We start from the raw sequence: 17,356 nt of genomic DNA on the forward strand, positions 1-17,356 counted from the left end.
TAACACAGGACAGCATTTTATTTAACGACACCATTAAAAACAATATCCGATTAGGTAAAGAAAATGCTACTGATGAAGAAATCATTGAAGCTTTGAAAATTGCCAATGCCTATGAATTTGTGAAAGATCTTCCAAACGGTATCGATACCAATATTGGTGATGCGGGTAATAAATTATCCGGAGGACAAAAACAACGCTTATCCATTGCCAGGGCTGTTTTGAAAAACCCGCCAATCATGGTTTTGGATGAAGCAACATCAGCGTTGGATACAGAAAGTGAAAAATTAGTACAGGAAGCCTTGGAAAACATGATGCAAAACAGGACTTCCATTGTGATTGCTCACCGTCTCTCAACCATCCAAAAAGCAGACACGATTGTCGTTATGCAAAAAGGAAAAATTGTTGAACAAGGCACTCATGACGAATTGTTGGCCAAAAACGGAAACTACTCCAAACTGGTAATGATGCAGTCTTTTGAGTAGATCAGCTGGATGGTTAGATTATTAGAATTTTAGATTGTCTTAATTTAGATTTGGCAAAATGTATGTAAACAACCCGAATATCAAAATCCCTGAAAATCCGGATACCATAGTCTGGAAATACATGGATTTGTCTAAATTTTTAGACATTCTGATTTCGGGTAAAATGTTTATGTCCCGTTCGGATAAATTTGAGGATCAATATGAAGGTACTTTCAGTGAACCTACTTTTGAAGAGATCAAAAAAATTTCCGAAAACAACCCGAAATTTTTAGACTATTACAAATCGCATCGTAAAAATGTAGTCATCAGCAGTTGGCATACCAACGAATACGAAAGCTTTGCCATGTGGCAAATTTTCACCAAAAACAATGAAGGTTTAGCTATACAGTCTACCATAGGAAATCTGAAAGAAGCCTTACAAAAGGAAAGATATACCGAACAGCACATTGGAGAAGTAAACTACATCGATTACAAAAAAGAACTAATCCCTTTTGATGATGCCTTCTTCCCTTTTCTTTTTAAACGAAAAAGCTTTCAGTATGAGAATGAAATCAGAATAATTTCTGACGTGACTTCACAAAAACTAACGATAAATGACGGATTGAAAATAGATGTGGACATCAACAAAATGATTAATAAAATCTACATCCATCCCAAAAGCGAAAATTGGTACAAAAAGTTGGTCATTGAACTTGTATCCAAACTAGGCTTCGGCTTTGAAATAGAAAAATCGGATTTGGAAAGCGATATTTTGATTTAAATCAATTAATTTATCGGCTCATAGGTTTCCACTGCCCAGTCCTTTGAAAGCAGGTTTACGAAATGGTAATGCACTTTATCAGTCTTATCGAAAGCACCATTCTTGTTTATGTCTTCAATGGTTCTGAAATACAGGCGATTTTGAACTTCCACTACATTCCAATCGAGCAATTCCTGTAGATCGCTTGACAATTTGGTAAATGTTTTCCCGCTCATCGTACTGATGTAAAGCGACTTGATATCGTTAGCATCCAGTTTTCCATCTTTATTCGTATCGGAATCCACTAAAGAATACACCAAAATCTGCTTTTTGGTTTTATCCGAAATAGTATTAAGGAATGTTGCCGTTTGTATTTGAACCGGTTTATCGGTTAACGGTCGCAATGCAGTAGAATCGATGTGCTGGAATTTCAGATTCTCAAAATATCCGGTAAGTTCGAAACGATTGTAATTCGAAATGGCGTAACTCATCGAATTGGTTTTACTTGATCCGTAACTGCCACCTTCAGCAGACACACGAACGCCTCCAATAGCATGAATCAGGTATTTTGTTCCTTCCATGTAAATCGGCAAATCAGCAATCTTAATTTGCGAAGAATCCTTGGCAACCACATTTTTTTGTGTGCTTTTTTCATCTTCATAAATTACCTTCGGCTTTTCAGCTTCACCTTTACAACTTGCCAAAAAAGCAAATAAACCCAGTACAGTATATTTTGAGAAGTTTTTCATTTCGGAACAATTTTGTCTATCAAATATAAAACAATTAAATCAGGAACTATAATCTGAAATTCAATTTTATGTTGAATGTACGTGTGGTCATGTAATTCGGAATGGCATACTGGCTCTTGGTGTACACATCGCGCACCCAGGTATTCGTGATGGCATTCTGATTGTTGAACATGTTGTAAATTTCAAATCCTAAAGCGAATTCCCTAAAACGTTTCAGCCAATTCCTGCTTGACTGAATGGTTGCATCTTTAAACACATACGAAAAACCAACATCGGCACGACGATAATCCTTCAGACGGGTTTGGTAAAGATACGGATCCGCATAGGAAGGTGATCCACCCGGAAGTCCTGTATTATAAACTAAATTCAGATATAATTTCATGTTAGGAAGCGCCGGCATATAATCCTGGAACAACAAACCGAACTTCAGGCGTTGATCTGTCGGACGCGCTATGTTTCCGCGATTATTCTGATTTTCCTCCGTTTTCAGATAGCCGAAACTAAACCAGGATTCTGTTCCGGGAACAAACTCGCCATTCAAACGGAAATCGGCTCCGTAAACATAAGCCGTTGCGTCATTATTGGCTCGATAACGGATTCGGACATTATCAATCGTATACGTATTAACATCACTCAAGATTTTATAATACGCTTCCGAAACCAGCTTAAACGGCCTGCCAGACAATTTAAAACTGTAATCATTGCTTACTACTATATGATATGATTTTTGTGCTTTTACATTAGGATTAACTGCTCCATTGTAATCTCTTAATTCCCTGTAAAAAGGCGGCTGCTGGTACAAGCCTCCGGACAAACGGAAAAGCATATCGTTTTCCCATTGCGGTTTGATGGCAAACTGGGCTCTCGGACTAAATACAATCTGATTCTTCCCATTCAGGTTATCCCCCTGTACCTTCCAATCATGAACACGCGCACCTGCGTTAAACCAAATTTGGCTGGAACCAATAGTTCCTCTGTAGTTCCATTGTCCGTAACCTGAAAAACGATTGATCTGGACAAAATTAGTTGCCCTTACATTCTGATAAGGAGCCAACGGCCCATAATAAGGCGTATACGGCTGATCATTAGGCAGCACTATATCCGGTTGAGGCAATGAAAAACCGGCAGAATCAATAACTTCCCACTCAACTAATCGGTCACGAATATCTTCCCTGGTATATTTGAAGCCCCACTCAACCTGGCTGCTTTTCTTTTTAATATTATGAAACCCTTTTACTTCAGTATTCACAATCAACGCATCAAGATTATTTCTGGCATGGGTAAGTTGTGAACCAACCCCTCGGGAATACACGACATCCCCAAAGGTATCCGAACCTATATTAGAGTCTACTTCCCCTAAACGGTATTCGGCCAAAATGTCGAAATACTCTTGTTCCTGCGTATGATAAATCGAACCTATGAACTTATATTTCGAATCTTCATTTGCCTGATAAGTCGATTTTACGGCACCAAAATAGGTTGTGTATTCGTCTTTCTCCTGACCATCATAATAAACCAGCAAGGCAATCGGCTCATCAATAGTACCAAAATTTGTCTGACGAGTTAATGGCTGATAATGGTATTTATTCTGTGAAATATTCCCTAAAAAACTCCACTCCCATTTGGTGGAAGCATCAAAATTAATCTGGGTTTGAATATCTGCAAAAGTCGGAGTGTAATTGCTTTCGGTTTCCTGACTGTTTACCAGCAAACTGTTGTTTCGGTATCGGATTCCGGTAATATTGCTCCACTTCTGATTTTTGGAAACTAAATCAACCGTAGCGCTACCTCCCAGCAAACTCGCGTCCAAAGCCGCCTGAAACTTGGTAGGTCTTCTGTAAGTGATATCCAAAACCGACGACAATTTATCCCCGTATTTGGCCTGAAAACCTCCGGCAGAAAAATCCACATTGGAAACCATTTCGGTATTCGTAAAACTCAAACCTTCCTGTTGTCCTGAACGGATCAGGAACGGACGGTAGACTTCGATTTCATTTACATAAACTAAATTTTCATCATAATTACCTCCACGAACTGCATATGATGTACTCAATTCGTTATTTGAATAAACACCGGGCAGGGTTTTCAGAATGTTTTCCACTCCGGCATTGGCTCCCGGAATCTTTCTGATTACCTGCGGTTCGATCGTTGTAATACCTTCAACGCGCTTTCTTCCGCTGCTGGTAATCACAAGTTCTCCCAATCCCTCCGCATTTTGACTCAAAACAACATTCAGCTCAAAATCCTCGTTGTTTTTCAATTCAACGATAACAGATGTTTTTTTATAAGAAACATGTGTAATTTCAACCGTTACCTTAACATTGGCAGGGATTTTTATCTGAAAGAAACCGTTCTCGTTAGAGTTGGTTGTAACGTCACCCGCTTTGATGGTAGCATTCTCAACAGGCTTATTGGATTCGTCCAATAAAACACCTTTTACTCGTGCGGTCTGTGCATAGGACGTAAATCCCGTAATGAAAACAAAGAAAATCAGTAGATTAATTAGTTTTTTCAACTGGTGGTTGGGTTTTAGTTTTAAAAAAATGAGTTTCAAAGATAGTAGAATTTCCCATTTTATCAGAAACTACTACTTTTAATTCGTTTTTGCCTTCTTCATAAATGGCATCACTGAAATAATGGGTTAACGATTTCGTCTTAAAATCATAATCCATTAAAATCCATTTTCCGTTTATATAGCCGTTATATTCTTTTATTCCGGACAAATCATCATTTATGCGGACACTGATCGAATCCCTTTTCTCCAGATCAGCACCTTCGGTAAAAGAAGGACGGTAAATTTTCGGCGCTATCGTATCAGTCATTAACTTAAATTTCCCCAGATCTTTAGTACGGATGGAAAACAGGTTGCCTTTTTTGGAAGTTGTAAAATATTCCGAAGTATTCCCATCCATTCTGGAAATAAACGTTTTTTCCCTGTTAAGATTTGGTATATCCGTAACATCAAAAGTCACTGTCAGGTTATTGTGCACCGGAACTGTTTCATTATGGAGAAAAAGCACATTGTCCTTAACATCGAAATCCATATAAAAATCCTCATAAAAAGAACCTGCGGGAATAAAAACCGAAACATTGTCTTTTGTATAATTGTTATCATTTGCGGATTTCAGAAAATAAGGTGTTTTCTTTTGTTCCCTTGCAATCGCAGCATTGGCACCGGAATACTGGATTGGAATGTTAATGATGCGTTTGTTTTTATGAAAATCTGAAATTTCAATCCGGTAATTATAAACCATATCAGGAAGTACGGTAATCTGACCGTTTTTCTTATTGTGGCTGACCGGTGCGAAAGGATAAACTTTCTTATAAAATAATTTTTGAACCGTCTGATTTATTGTTTTGTAACGATAGAAGTCGATAAAATTATTAATGTACCTTGTTTCATCAAACGAAAAGCGGTCGAATTCATAATCGTAGAATTTGCTTCCGTTTAAGAACGTTTCCACTTTATAAATCCCGTTCCAGTTGAAATTCTTATCCGATAGATCATAGACATTGATTCCAAAACCGATGGCTCCTTTAGCCAGGACTTTATCTGCAAGATAACTTCCGTTGGGTTGAAGCGACAGATTTAACGGAATTGGTCTTTGTGAATTATTTACCACGGCACTGTCACCCACTGCGTAAACAACCAAATCATTAATATTTGGCATCTTGGTATCAGGCATCAGCATATCGAAACCAAAAAACATCGGGTTAATGATATCTTCGGTTTTTGTGTCCCGAATTTCAAAATGCAAATGCGCCCCACCTGAACTACCTGTATTTCCGGAGAAAGCGATTATTTGTCCTTTTTTTACAGATAACTCACCGGCTAACGGAAAAATTTCGATTTCATAAGATTTTTGGGCATACTGTCGCTTTCTGATAAAATCGGCAATCGGGCCGTCAAACTTTTTTAAATGACCATATACCGATGTAAAACCATTGGGATGCGTTATGTAAATCGCTTTCCCATATCCTTTTTCGGAAATTTTGATACGGGACACAAAACCGTCGGCTGCCGCATAAACAGGCAACCCTTCTTTTTGTTGGGTTTTAAAATCCAGACCGGAATGAAAATGATTTCCACGCAGTTCCGCAAAAGAACCGGAAGCAAATAAAGGAATATCTAAAGGCGAACGAAAATAATCCTTGGGATATTCCGGAGACTGGCCAAGGCAAAAGGCGGATAAAAACAATAGAAAATACGGCAATTTCATAACTATAAATTTTGGCTAATAAGCAGCTAATATATAAAAAAACACCCATTCACACAGAACAGCAACCAAAATTTACATAACTGACTACACAACAAATTATTAGCAAAGGAGCTAAAACATTTTTTAAAAATTAAACAAATTTATTGTTATATATCAAATGGAATACTAACTTTGTAAATCGTGTAATGAAACAGATCGATAATGAATGGATTAAATGAAATCATTGATTCTCTCGAAATTAAATTCTCTAAAATGGTCCTGAAACTGGAAAGTTTGGAGAAAGCAAATCAGGAATTACGAAATGATTTATCGAAATCCTCAAACATTATCAATAAGCAATCCGAGGAAATTACGGTATTGAAAAACCAATACGAAACCCTCAAAATGGCAAATTCATTACTGGGCAGTGACGAAAATAAAAGAGAAACAAAACTCAAAATAAATTCATTAATTCGCGAAATCGATTATTGTATAGCACAACTTTCTGATTAATAAAGAATGAGTGAAAAGCTTAAAATAAAAATATCAATTGCAGACCGCGTGTACCCCCTTACCGTGGATTATTCGCAGGAAGAAGGTTTGAGGACCGCTTCAAAAAAAATTGATACCATGATTAAGCAATTCGAAGAAAACTATGCAGTAAGGGACAAGCAGGATGTATTGGCCATGTGCGCACTACAATTTGCCTCGCAGGTGGAACAAAAGCAAATCGACAAATCAACCGATCTTGAAAAGGCTTTTGACCGCTTAAAAGAAATAGATGAAAAAATGAGTACAATTCTTTCAAAATAAATACGTTCTTTACATAAACTAAGATACTGCCTACATTAGTACCTATTTGATAAACTCAACACTAACAAATTCAAATGAGTGAATCTTCGTTTCTAAAGCAGACTGCCCCGAGCAGGTCCTTGAACAGCGAGTTAACTCAAAACTTGTCCATACGAGTTTATGCAATACCCCTAATGTAGGCTTTTTTTATATATAACTTTAACACACTTATGAACACATTAATTATAATCATTGGCTGTCTTGCCGGAATCGGAATCGGTTTCGCGATTGCGAAATATTTAGAAAAAACGAATGTTTCCAATTTAATCAAAAACGCTAAAAAAGAAGCCGCATCCATTCTAAAAGACGCTAAAGTTGAGGCAGAATCCCTCAAAAAAGATAAATTGCTTCAGGCAAAAGAAAAGTTCCTTGAATTAAAATCGGAGCACGAAAAAGAAATTTTAGCCAAAGACAAAAAAATTGCTGAAGCAGAGAAAAGAACCCGCGATAAAGAGTCGCAGGTTTCCAATGAATTAGCTAAAACCAAAAAGCTAAACGACGAAGCCGATTCAAAAATAAACGATTACAACAACCGTTTAGAACATATCGAGAAAAAACAACAGGAAGTTGACCGTCTTCACAAAAGTCAGGTAGAACAACTGGAAACCATTTCCGGTCTTTCTGCAGAAGACGCTAAAAACCAATTGGTGGAAAGTTTAAGAGCCGAAGCAAAAACAAATGCTATGGCGCATATTCAGGAAACCATTGAAGAAGCCAAACTTACTGCACAACAGGAAGCTAAAAAAATCATCATCAACACCATTCAACGTGTAGGGACAGAAGAAGCCGTAGAAAACTGTGTTTCTGTTTTCAACATTGAATCTGATGATGTAAAAGGACGAATCATTGGTCGTGAAGGTCGTAACATCCGTGCTTTAGAAGCAGCAACCGGCGTTGAAATCATCGTTGACGATACTCCGGAAGCGATCATCCTTTCTTGTTTTGATCCGGTACGTCGTGAAATTGCACGTTTGGCTCTACACAAACTGGTGACTGACGGACGTATTCACCCGGCACGCATTGAAGAAGTAGTTGCTAAAACAGCTAAACAGATCGACGACGAAATCATTGAAGTTGGTAAACGTACGGTTATTGATTTAGGAATCCACGGATTACACCCTGAATTGATTAAAATCGTTGGTCGTATGAAATACCGTTCTTCTTACGGACAAAACTTACTGCAACACTCAAGAGAAGTAGCCAAACTTTGTGGTATCATGGCCGCTGAATTAGGCTTAAACGTGAAATTGGCAAAAAGAGCCGGTTTACTTCACGATATCGGAAAAGTGCCTGATACGGAAAGCGAATTGCCTCACGCCATTTTAGGTATGCAATGGGCTGAAAAATACGGTGAAAAAGAAGAAGTGTGCAACGCTATCGGAGCGCACCACGATGAAATCGAAATGAAATCATTGATTTCACCAATCATTCAGGTTTGTGATGCTATTTCAGGAGCACGTCCTGGTGCAAGACGTCAGGTTTTAGATTCTTACATTCAACGTCTGAAAGACCTTGAAGATATCGCTTACGGATTCAACGGTGTTAAAAACGCTTATGCTATCCAGGCTGGTCGTGAACTACGTGTAATCGTAGAAAGCGAAAAAGTAAGCGACGAAATGGCGGGCAACTTATCGTTTGACATTTCACAAAAAATCCAAACAGAGATGACTTACCCGGGTCAGGTAAAAATTACCGTAATCCGTGAAACAAGAGCTGTGAATATTGCAAAATAGTTAACAGTGGTCAGTTAGCAGCGCTTACAACATCTAAAAACTAACCTTATACAGAAAAAGACTTGTTGAAAAACAGGTCTTTTTTTTATTTAAACCAATCACTAACCACTGAACACTGAACACTCCCCACCCTCTACTTCCTAGGATGATACGAATTTAAAACTTCAGACAAGAACCTTCTGTCCAGATGCATATAGACTTCAGTAGTTGTAATAGATTCATGGCCCAACATCATTTGGATTGAACGCAAATCAGCTCCATTTTCCAAAAGATGCGTTGCAAAGGAATGCCGAAAAGTATGTGGGCTTACCGACTTCTTTAAATTGATTTTAACGGCCAAATCTTTTATAATGGTAAAAACCATTGCGCGGGTCAATTGCCTTCCTCTCCTGTTAAGAAAAAGGGTATCCTCGTGGCCTTTCTGAACAGAAAGATGAGAACGGACCAAATCCTTATACATCAAAATATATTTTTGCGTTGAAGAACCTATAGGCACAAAACGCTGCTTGTTTCCTTTACCTGTAATTTTTATAAAACCTTCCTCGAAAAACAAATCCGATATTTTTAAACCTACCAATTCCGAAACCCTCAAACCACAACTATACAATGTTTCTAACATCGCCCTGTTACGCTCCCCTTCTTCTTTTGACAAATCTATGGCGCCAATCATGATATCAATTTCTTCAACTGACAAAGTATCCGGCAATTTACGTCCTGTTTTGGGCACTTCGATTAATTCAAGCGGAGTTGTATTGCGATATCCTTCAAAAATGAGGTAATTAAAAAAACTCTTAAGGCCAGAAATTATTCGGGATTGACTTCTCGCATTCAGGCTTCCCGAAATGGTGTAGATAAAATGCTGAATATGTTCTTCTGCAATATCAATCGGCGAAAAAACCAATTTTTTATCCTCTAAAAAAAGTATCAGCTTCTCGACATCTAAAACATAGTTGGTTATGGTGTTTTCAGACAAACCCCGCTCCAGCTTTAGGTAGGTTTGGTATTCCGATAAATAAGACGACCATTGTTTCATAGGTCTAAAATAAAAAAAATCCTGAAAGTTTTCAGGATTTTAAATGGTATTGGATTTTACATTAAAAAATATAAGCTGCCCCAATCTGAATTGTCATGCTTTTCACGTCAGCGTCTTCTGACTTATCTATATCGGTTGTACCAAAATTCACTCGCCCGTTAGCACGGAATTTATCAGCAAAACTAACCCCTAGCCCGGCAGCAATCGCAAGATCCGTATCTTCAATAGTATCCTTAACATCAGCTGACCCTTGTTTTGCATTCATAAGAAACCCCATTTGCGGTCCTGCTTCCAGATAAACAAGATTAAATATATACAATTTAGCCAGTACCGGAACATTGATATAATCTAATTTTAGGCTCTCAACAGAATGTCCTTCAAAATCGTCAAAGGCAGTACCTTGTGTCGAATAAACAACTTCCGGTTGAATAGCCAGAAGCTTCAACACTTTAATTTCCGAAAAAAGACCGGCATTAAATCCAGCCAAGGATTTTGTATTTTCGATATCTCCGGTCAATGAGGAAACATTAAGACCAGCCTTAAGTCCCCAATTAAATTTCTGCGCCTGAACTGTGGCGATAGAGAACATGATAAATAATCCTAAAAAAAGTGCTTTTCTCATATTTTTTGGTTTAGTAGTTTATCAAATATACTAAAAATACACAAAAAAAAACCCGCTTATGTCAGCGGGTTTTTTGTCTGTAAAAGATCTTTAAAATTTGTATAATAATCCAAATTGAGCCTGATCAAAAGGGTTGTTAAACAGGTTGATGTCCATTGAAAATGAATTGGTTGAATCACCGTGTTCAGGGTTTTCATTATTATATGAGATTACATTCGCCACAACAAAGACAGCTGCAAATCTAGGAGTAATGAAATAATTTATACCTAAATCGACATTAGCCTTGATTCCATTTGATGTATCATCATAATCAGGAATAGGATCAATATAATCTTCTTCAACTTTAGTCGAGCTGAACCCTAAACCAACTTCGCCGTAAGCAACAAAACGCTTATTGTTCAATTCCAGGAAATTATATCTTGCAAACGCTCCGATTCCCCAGTTAGAAGACTTCTTATCAGGATCTAAAGCTCCAATTCGATCTTGTTTAGAAGACCCAATATCCAAATCACCTCCAATCGAAATCTGATCAGTTATCATATAACCAAATTTAGGATTGAAAGAAAAGGAGTTTGAATCATCATCAGATTTAACCGACAATGAACCTTCAACATACATATTACCTTTTGCAAAACCGTATTCAGATTCGCTTTTTACCGTATCCTGCGCATTGGCAAATCCAAAGGCAAAAATAGCGGCAACTGATAAAAGAATTTTTTTCATAAACTTTGTTTTATAATTAGTAGTATAAATTTATTCATAATAACAATGTTAAATCATTAACTAAAACCCAGAGATATCAACAATTTAATTAACAAAAAAGCCTCATAAAATGAGGCTTTTTTTTCATCCAAACCATATGGCAGATTAAAATTTATAACCTGCAGAAATAGACAATACACCATTATGGGATTTAAAATCGTCATCATCTTCAAAATCATTAATATTAGACAACCCAAAGTTATATCTTACTCCTGCAAAAACATTGTCAGTAAAATCAAATCCTGCACCTATGTTCAACCCAAAATCAACTGATTTCACATAATCTTTCGCATCCTCCTCTCCAGAACCATATACAGAATCAGAATACTCATATCTAGCACTTAACAAAAAGCCAATTTGCGGACCAGCTTCAATATAGAATTTTTTAGCCGCGTAGTATTTTGCCATAATGGGAATATTCAAATAATTCAATTTAAATTTATCTTCAGCATAGTAGGTTTCAAACCCATCATATCCAGAATACTCATATTTTGTCCCTTGCATCGAAAACAATAATTCTGGCTGGATCGCAAATTTGTCATTAATTTTACACTCCACGATACCTCCGATATGCAAACCAATTAAAGACTTGGTATCTTCTTCATCTCCTGTTAAAGTCGCGACGTTCATACCTCCTTTTATTCCAAATCTGGTATTACTTGCTGATTGTTTCACTTGAGCCTTTACAAATCCGAAGGCCAATAGCGCTACTGCTGCTAAAATAATTCTTTTCATATTTGTTGGTTTATAGTTAGTACTATAAATTTATCCAGAATAAGAATTAATAACAACAAGTTAAAAAAATGAGATATTAACAATTTAATTAACAAAAAAAGCCCCGCAATGCGGGGCTTTTTATATAATGTTCTAATTAAGATTAGAATTTGTAAGCAGCAGATACAGACAATACACCGTTTTTAACTGTATCAGTAGAATCTGGATAATCATCAACATTTGATAAACCAAAATTATATCTTACTCCAGCAGAGATATTATCAGTAAAATCATATCCAGCACCTAAGTTGAAACCGAAATCAATTGAATTCGTCCACTCTTTAACATCTGTATCAGTTGATTCAGAAAAAGTCTCTCCAGTGAAAAAATCTGTTCCTGTAACATCAGTTTTTTGTTTAGCACTCAATAAGAATCCAATTTGAGGACCAGCTTCAACACTGAAACCTTTAGCTACATAATATTTAGCCATAATTGGAAGGTTCAAATAATTAAGTTTAGCTGTAGATTCTACTGCAAAAACACCATCTGCATCAGCTGAACTATATTCTGATTTTGCACCCTGCATAGAGAACAATAATTCTGGCTGAATAGCGAATTTCTCGTTTAATTTATACTCCATAAAACCTCCAACGTGAGCTCCAATTAAAGCACTTGTGTTTTCAACATCACCAGTTAAATTAGCAATGTTTAAACCTGCTTTTGCTCCAAATCTCATTTTACTGTCTTGTGCATTAGCAAATCCGAAAGCGAATACAGCTGCTAATGATAAAATAACTTTTTTCATGATTAGTTTAAAATTTTAAAAATTTACTTGGCAAATCTATAAAAAAACCAATTTCATAAAATTTCAACAACAAAAAAACTAAAAAAAACACAAAATAATTAACCAAAAAAAACATATACATTTGATTATCATGCATATATATGTCGATTTTTTTTTGTTAAATTTTGATAACTTAACCAATTAACTCATTTTTAAGTTAAAATTTTTCTTACAATACAGTTTCAATTAAGCTTGTTTTTAAAATATGTCAGAAAAAAATCACTTAACTAAATGATATTTTTCGTTTTTAGAAAAGCTTAATGGTAGCTTTGTATTACATTTACAAAAAGAATCTGTATGAAAATTATCATAATCAACGGACCAAACTTAAACCTTTTAGGTAAACGCGAACCGGAAATCTACGGTAACGAAACTTTTGAAGATTATTTTTTTCTGCTGAAGAACAAATACACCACCATTGAGTTGCATTATTTCCAGAGCAACATCGAAGGAGAACTAATCAACAAGATCCATGAAGTAGGCTTCAGTTATGATGGCATAATCCTTAATGCCGCTGCATACACCCACACTTCCATAGGCATTGCTGATGCTGTGAAAGCAATATCCACACCTGTGGTGGAGGTTCACATTTCCAATACCTTTTCACGCGAATCGTTCCGACACGCCTCCTATATCTCACCAAATGCAAAAGGGGTCATTATCGGCTTCGGATTAAAAAGCTACGAACTTGCTCTTAAATCTTTTTTATAACCCATACAACCAAGCGATTCCTTTTATCGTCTTTAAAACAAAAATAACTTCATGACCCGACAATTTTATCTGATTGCCTTATTATTACTATCCGCCACTGTATTTGCACAAATAAAAGGAAAAGTTACTGACAAAGCAGGACAACCTGTTCCTTATACCACTGTAATTATTGAAAACACCTATAATGGCACTTCTGCTAATGAAAATGGTTTGTTCGAACTAATTGTAAAAGAAAAAGGAAAATACACCGTTATTTTTCAGTCTTTGGGTTATAAAACAAAAAAAATGACCGCCGACATCCAAGCGTTTCCTCATACCATGAATGTGGTTCTGGAAGATGAAAATTATACCTTATCAGAAATGATCATCAAGCCAAACAAGGAAGATCCTGCTTATGAGATCATTCGCAATGCCATAAAAAACCGAAAAATCAATTCCGGCAAAACCGACAGATTCGAAGCCGATTTTTACTCCCGAGGCATATTCAGAGCCAAAAATGTACCGAAGAAATTCCTGGGAATGGAAATTGGGGATTTCGATGGCGCATTGGACTCGACCGGAACCGGGATTCTCTATCTATCGGAAACGGTCTCAAAAATTGCATTTGAAAAACCTAATAAAATAAAAGAAGAAATCATTGCTTCCAAAGTGAGTGGTAACGATAACGGTTTTAGTTTCAATACCGCACAAGGTACTAATTATGATTTCTATGCGAACTATGTAGACATGGGCATCAACATGGTTTCCCCTATAGCTGATAATGCCATGTCGTACTATAAATACAAACTGGAAAGTATTTTTACCGACAATCACAATCAACTCATCAACAAAATTAAGGTCATAGCAAAACGCGATAAAGAACCTGTTTTCGAAGGATACATATATATTGTAGAAGACACTTGGGCTATTTACGCCATCGATTTGAACAGTAAAGGCTACCGAATGCAGCAACCTATTTTAGAATATATCGCTTTTACGCAGAACTTTAATTACAATCCCAACACCAGAATCTGGGCTAAAAACCAGCAGACCATCGATTTTAAAGCTTCCATTTTCGGAATGGGTTTTACCGGAAAGTTCACTCACGTATTCAGCAATTATGTGTTCAAGGATCAGTTTGAGAAAAAAACCTTTACCAACGAGATTGCCAAAATCGTAAAAGACGCCAACAAAAAAGACACGATCTACTGGAATGAAAACCGACCGGTTCCGTTGACAGACGAAGAGATCGGCGATTATCACAAAAAAGACAGCATACAGACCATCCGTAAATCGCAAGTCTATATGGATTCATTGGACCGGAAAGGCAATAAATTCAAATTCCTGAAGATCTTCACCGGATATACATACAAGGACAGCTACCACAATTGGTCTGCATCCTACAAAGGCGTTTTGGACGTAACATCGCTTGGCTTCAATACCGTTCAGGGATGGAATCTCGATTCCGGGTTTTCATTCACCAAACGCAATGAAGACAAAGGAACGTATACCTTTATCAATTCGACTTTCAATTACGGATTTGCCGAAGATCGTTTGCGGGTTAACGGAAGTATTTATCACCGTTTCAACACTACAAATTACGCCACAGCATCAGCATCAGGTGGAAGCAGCATCAATCAGTTCAATCCTGCTAATCCGATTTCCAATCTCATAAATTCCATCAGTACCTTATTCTTTAAGGACAACTACGCGAAATATTACAACAAGGAGTTTATCAAATTAGGTTACAGTCAAAACATTTTGAACGGCGTTACAGCAAACGGAAGTATTGAATATTCGGCCAGAAAACCGCTTTTCAACAATACCGATTATGTACTGATCAAAAACGACAAGGATTACACCTCCAACAACCCGCTTTTGCCTTATGACAATACCACTCCGGCGATTGTAAAACACAATTTGGTCAAAGCCAATATCGGAGCAAGAATCCGTTTCGACAATAAATACATAACGCGTCCTGACGGTAAAATAAACATCCCAAACAATGATTACCCCACACTTTCTATAGGTTACGAAAAAGGATTTGCCGGAAGCGAGGACATTTATAATTACGATTTCTTATCCGCTTTGGTGGATTATGACAAGACATTCGGCAACAAAGGTGATTTTGCCATTCGTCTGAAAGCCGGACAGTTTTTTAATGCCGAAAACATTTCATTTGTGGATTACAAGCACTTCAACGGGAACCAGACCCATGTTGGTACAGCCGACAAATACCTGAACGTATTCAATATGCTCCCGTATTATTCCAACAGTACAAACGATGCTTATTTTGAAATGCACATGGAACACAACGATAAGGGTTTTATCATGAATAAAATCCCGCTCATCAACAAACTGCAATGGAATTTAGTTGCAGGATTCCACATGTTGAACATTCCGAATTTCAAGCCTTATCAGGAATACACAGTTGGATTTGATAATATGGGCTTTGGCAAATTCCGATTGTTCCGATTTGACTATGTACGTTCTTACCAGGATGGTTTCCAAACGGACGGAGTTGTCTTCGGGTTGAAGATTTTGAACATGCTCAACTAAAAAGAATTATCATAAAAACAATAAGGCGCGCCGGGAAACCCAGTGCGCTTTTTTATTTCCAGAAAACATCATAGGCAAAACGAATCAACGTTCCGACTACAACCACTAAAAAGAACGCGCGGATAAATCCGTTTCCTTTGCTGATTGCCAATTTAGCTCCCATAAAACCGCCAAGTGCGTTGCAAACTGCCATCGGCAAAGCGATTATCCAAATAATTTTCCCTTTCAGCATGAAAAGGCAGATTGAACCAAAGTTAGTCGCCAGATTTACCATTTTCGCATTCGCGGAAGCATGAAGAAAATCGAAACCCAATACAGAAACAAAAGCCACAACAAAGAAACTTCCTGTTCCGGGACCAATAAAACCGTCATAAAAACCAACAGTCACACTGATTATTACCGCGTAAATTATCTGGTTTTTAACCGACAAAAGCTTTTCCTGATGTTGTCCGAAGTTTTTCTTTATAAACGTATAAATCGCCAACAATGTCAGTACCACCAACAATAAGGGTTTCATGAAATCGTTACTGACATGGGTCAGCAAAGTAGAACCTGCAAAAGCCGAAGCAAAGGCAATCAGAGACATAAACATCAGCAGTCTCCAGTTCATTGTCACTTTTTTAAGATATTGGTAAGCCGCAAAACTGGTTCCGCTAAAAGCTGGAATCTTTAACGAACCGATGATATTGGCGACAGGCACATTAGGCATAAGAATTAACGCAACTGGCGTCTGAATCAAGCCACCGCCACCAACTATAGCATCCACAAATCCGGCCGCAAAAGAAGCTATACAAAGAAATAGTAAGATTTGAATTTCCATGATAAAAAGAAAAAAGCCGAATTCAGATGAATTCAGCTCTTTATATGTTTAATGATTCGACATAATTACGCTCGAACGATGTTTGCGCCTAAAGCTCTCAAACGCTCATCAATTCTTTCGTAACCTCTGTCGATTTGTTCAATATTCTGAATAGTACTTGTTCCTTTTGCCGAAAGTGCTGCAATCAACAATGAAATTCCTGCACGGATATCAGGGGAACTCATTGTCGTGGCTTTCAGTTGCGATTTGAAATCGTGTCCCATAACTACCGCTCTGTGTGGATCGCACAACATGATTTTTGCGCCCATGTCGATTAATTTATCAACAAAGAACAAACGGCTTTCGAACATTTTCTGATGAATCAGCACGTCTCCTTTTGCTTGTGTTGCCACCACCAAAATAATACTCAATAAGTCCGGTGTAAACCCAGGCCAAGGAGCATCCGCAATGGTTAAGATGGAACCGTCAATATCGGTTTTAACTTCGTAACCGTTGTTATGTGCCGGAATATAAATATCATCACCTTGTCTTTCCAAAGTGATCCCCATTTTTCTGAAA

The 17,356-nt window shown here is 37.3% G+C and carries 16 protein-coding genes and 1 pseudogene; 7 read left to right on the forward strand and 10 right to left on the reverse strand.

Translation table 11 applies throughout. The annotated features are described in order from the left end of the window. Positions 1–482 (forward strand): ABC transporter ATP-binding protein (locus tag VLB74_RS00005; RefSeq protein WP_325201420.1); only part of this gene is annotated, 482 nt, incomplete at its 5' end. A 58-nt stretch (positions 483–540) separates the two neighbouring features. Next, positions 541–1,242, forward strand: coding sequence for a DUF2971 domain-containing protein (locus tag VLB74_RS00010; RefSeq protein ID WP_325201421.1), 702 nt, complete (start codon positions 541–543; stop codon positions 1,240–1,242). A gap of 5 nt (positions 1,243–1,247) precedes the next feature. Here VLB74_RS00010 and VLB74_RS00015 read toward each other — a convergent pair whose 3' ends face one another. From VLB74_RS00015 to VLB74_RS00025, 3 genes are read right to left on the reverse strand one after another with little or no spacing between them, the layout of a single operon-like run. Further along, the gene (locus VLB74_RS00015; protein WP_325201422.1) at positions 1,248–1,970 is read right to left on the reverse strand and encodes a hypothetical protein; all 723 of its coding nucleotides are present in this window, start codon (positions 1,968–1,970) and stop codon (positions 1,248–1,250) included. Positions 1,971–2,016: 46 nt separating this feature from the next. Further along, positions 2,017–4,485, reverse strand: a complete 2,469-nt coding sequence (locus VLB74_RS00020; protein ID WP_325201423.1) for a TonB-dependent receptor — start codon at positions 4,483–4,485, stop codon at positions 2,017–2,019. Next, complete coding sequence (locus VLB74_RS00025; protein WP_325201424.1) at positions 4,469–6,190, reverse strand: M23 family metallopeptidase; 1,722 nt, start codon at positions 6,188–6,190, stop codon at positions 4,469–4,471. The genes VLB74_RS00020 and VLB74_RS00025 overlap by 17 nt, the downstream gene beginning before the upstream one ends. A gap of 201 nt (positions 6,191–6,391) precedes the next feature. Here VLB74_RS00025 and VLB74_RS00030 point away from each other — a divergent pair, with 201 nt between their 5' ends. The 3 genes from VLB74_RS00030 to rny all read left to right on the forward strand — a co-directional run bounded on the left by VLB74_RS00030 (position 6,392) and on the right by rny (position 8,754). Further along, on the forward strand, positions 6,392–6,682 hold the full coding sequence (locus VLB74_RS00030) for a hypothetical protein (RefSeq protein ID WP_325201425.1): 291 nt from the start codon (positions 6,392–6,394) through the stop codon (positions 6,680–6,682). A gap of 6 nt (positions 6,683–6,688) precedes the next feature. After that, positions 6,689–6,982 (forward strand): cell division protein ZapA, encoded by a 294-nt coding sequence (locus tag VLB74_RS00035; RefSeq protein ID WP_325201426.1) that lies wholly within the window; start codon positions 6,689–6,691, stop codon positions 6,980–6,982. 209 nt (positions 6,983–7,191) lie between these two features. Beyond that, positions 7,192–8,754, forward strand: a complete 1,563-nt coding sequence (gene rny, locus VLB74_RS00040; protein WP_325201427.1) for a ribonuclease Y — start codon at positions 7,192–7,194, stop codon at positions 8,752–8,754. A gap of 133 nt (positions 8,755–8,887) precedes the next feature. On the opposite strand, the gene VLB74_RS00045 is transcribed toward rny, so the two are convergent. The 5 genes from VLB74_RS00045 to VLB74_RS00065 form a co-directional block, all read right to left on the reverse strand. Beyond that, a complete protein-coding gene (locus tag VLB74_RS00045) occupies positions 8,888–9,787 on the reverse strand; it encodes a site-specific tyrosine recombinase (RefSeq protein WP_325201428.1) in 900 nt (299 codons plus the stop codon). 61 nt (positions 9,788–9,848) lie between these two features. After that, on the reverse strand, positions 9,849–10,409 hold the full coding sequence (locus VLB74_RS00050; protein ID WP_325201429.1) for a porin family protein: 561 nt from the start codon (positions 10,407–10,409) through the stop codon (positions 9,849–9,851). Between the two features lie 90 nt (positions 10,410–10,499). After that, positions 10,500–11,132, reverse strand: a complete 633-nt coding sequence (locus VLB74_RS00055; protein WP_325201430.1) for an outer membrane beta-barrel protein — start codon at positions 11,130–11,132, stop codon at positions 10,500–10,502. Between the two features lie 144 nt (positions 11,133–11,276). Further along, on the reverse strand, positions 11,277–11,906 hold the full coding sequence (locus VLB74_RS00060; RefSeq protein WP_325201431.1) for a porin family protein: 630 nt from the start codon (positions 11,904–11,906) through the stop codon (positions 11,277–11,279). Between the two features lie 142 nt (positions 11,907–12,048). Then, positions 12,049–12,690 carry a porin family protein gene (locus VLB74_RS00065; protein ID WP_325201432.1) on the reverse strand — a complete coding sequence of 214 codons (642 nt, stop codon included), beginning with the start codon at positions 12,688–12,690 and terminating at the stop codon, positions 12,049–12,051. Positions 12,691–13,026: 336 nt separating this feature from the next. Between VLB74_RS00065 and aroQ the strand changes: the two genes are divergently transcribed. After that, positions 13,027–13,440, forward strand: a complete 414-nt coding sequence (aroQ, locus tag VLB74_RS00070) for a type II 3-dehydroquinate dehydratase (RefSeq protein WP_325201433.1) — start codon at positions 13,027–13,029, stop codon at positions 13,438–13,440. A gap of 51 nt (positions 13,441–13,491) precedes the next feature. Then, positions 13,492–15,978 (forward strand): DUF5686 and carboxypeptidase regulatory-like domain-containing protein, encoded by a 2,487-nt coding sequence (locus tag VLB74_RS00075; protein WP_325201434.1) that lies wholly within the window; start codon positions 13,492–13,494, stop codon positions 15,976–15,978. Between the two features lie 52 nt (positions 15,979–16,030). Here VLB74_RS00075 and VLB74_RS00080 read toward each other — a convergent pair whose 3' ends face one another. Further along, complete coding sequence (locus VLB74_RS00080; protein WP_325201435.1) at positions 16,031–16,798, reverse strand: sulfite exporter TauE/SafE family protein; 768 nt, start codon at positions 16,796–16,798, stop codon at positions 16,031–16,033. A gap of 65 nt (positions 16,799–16,863) precedes the next feature. Next, positions 16,864–17,356: pseudogene (locus tag VLB74_RS00085) on the reverse strand (UDP-N-acetylglucosamine 1-carboxyvinyltransferase); the annotation flags it as partial.

Source organism: Flavobacterium sp. (genome assembly GCF_035456225.1).
GTDB lineage: Bacteria > Bacteroidota > Bacteroidia > Flavobacteriales > Flavobacteriaceae > Flavobacterium.

What these genes read in the sequence shown, in the direction of transcription:
- VLB74_RS00010 (WP_325201421.1), top strand. Translation starts at nt 541, where the DNA reads ATGTATGTAAACAACCCGAATATCAAAATCCCTGAAAATCCGGATACC.
- VLB74_RS00015 (WP_325201422.1), bottom strand. Translation starts at nt 1,970, where the DNA reads ATGAAAAACTTCTCAAAATATACTGTACTGGGTTTATTTGCTTTTTTG.
- VLB74_RS00025 (WP_325201424.1), bottom strand. Translation starts at nt 6,190, where the DNA reads ATGAAATTGCCGTATTTTCTATTGTTTTTATCCGCCTTTTGCCTTGGC.
- VLB74_RS00030 (WP_325201425.1), top strand. Translation starts at nt 6,392, where the DNA reads ATGAATGGATTAAATGAAATCATTGATTCTCTCGAAATTAAATTCTCT.
- VLB74_RS00035 (WP_325201426.1), top strand. Translation starts at nt 6,689, where the DNA reads ATGAGTGAAAAGCTTAAAATAAAAATATCAATTGCAGACCGCGTGTAC.
- rny (WP_325201427.1), top strand. Translation starts at nt 7,192, where the DNA reads ATGAACACATTAATTATAATCATTGGCTGTCTTGCCGGAATCGGAATC.
- VLB74_RS00045 (WP_325201428.1), bottom strand. Translation starts at nt 9,787, where the DNA reads ATGAAACAATGGTCGTCTTATTTATCGGAATACCAAACCTACCTAAAG.
- VLB74_RS00050 (WP_325201429.1), bottom strand. Translation starts at nt 10,409, where the DNA reads ATGAGAAAAGCACTTTTTTTAGGATTATTTATCATGTTCTCTATCGCC.
- VLB74_RS00055 (WP_325201430.1), bottom strand. Translation starts at nt 11,132, where the DNA reads ATGAAAAAAATTCTTTTATCAGTTGCCGCTATTTTTGCCTTTGGATTT.
- VLB74_RS00060 (WP_325201431.1), bottom strand. Translation starts at nt 11,906, where the DNA reads ATGAAAAGAATTATTTTAGCAGCAGTAGCGCTATTGGCCTTCGGATTT.
- VLB74_RS00065 (WP_325201432.1), bottom strand. Translation starts at nt 12,690, where the DNA reads ATGAAAAAAGTTATTTTATCATTAGCAGCTGTATTCGCTTTCGGATTT.
- aroQ (WP_325201433.1), top strand. Translation starts at nt 13,027, where the DNA reads ATGAAAATTATCATAATCAACGGACCAAACTTAAACCTTTTAGGTAAA.
- VLB74_RS00075 (WP_325201434.1), top strand. Translation starts at nt 13,492, where the DNA reads ATGACCCGACAATTTTATCTGATTGCCTTATTATTACTATCCGCCACT.
- VLB74_RS00080 (WP_325201435.1), bottom strand. Translation starts at nt 16,798, where the DNA reads ATGGAAATTCAAATCTTACTATTTCTTTGTATAGCTTCTTTTGCGGCC.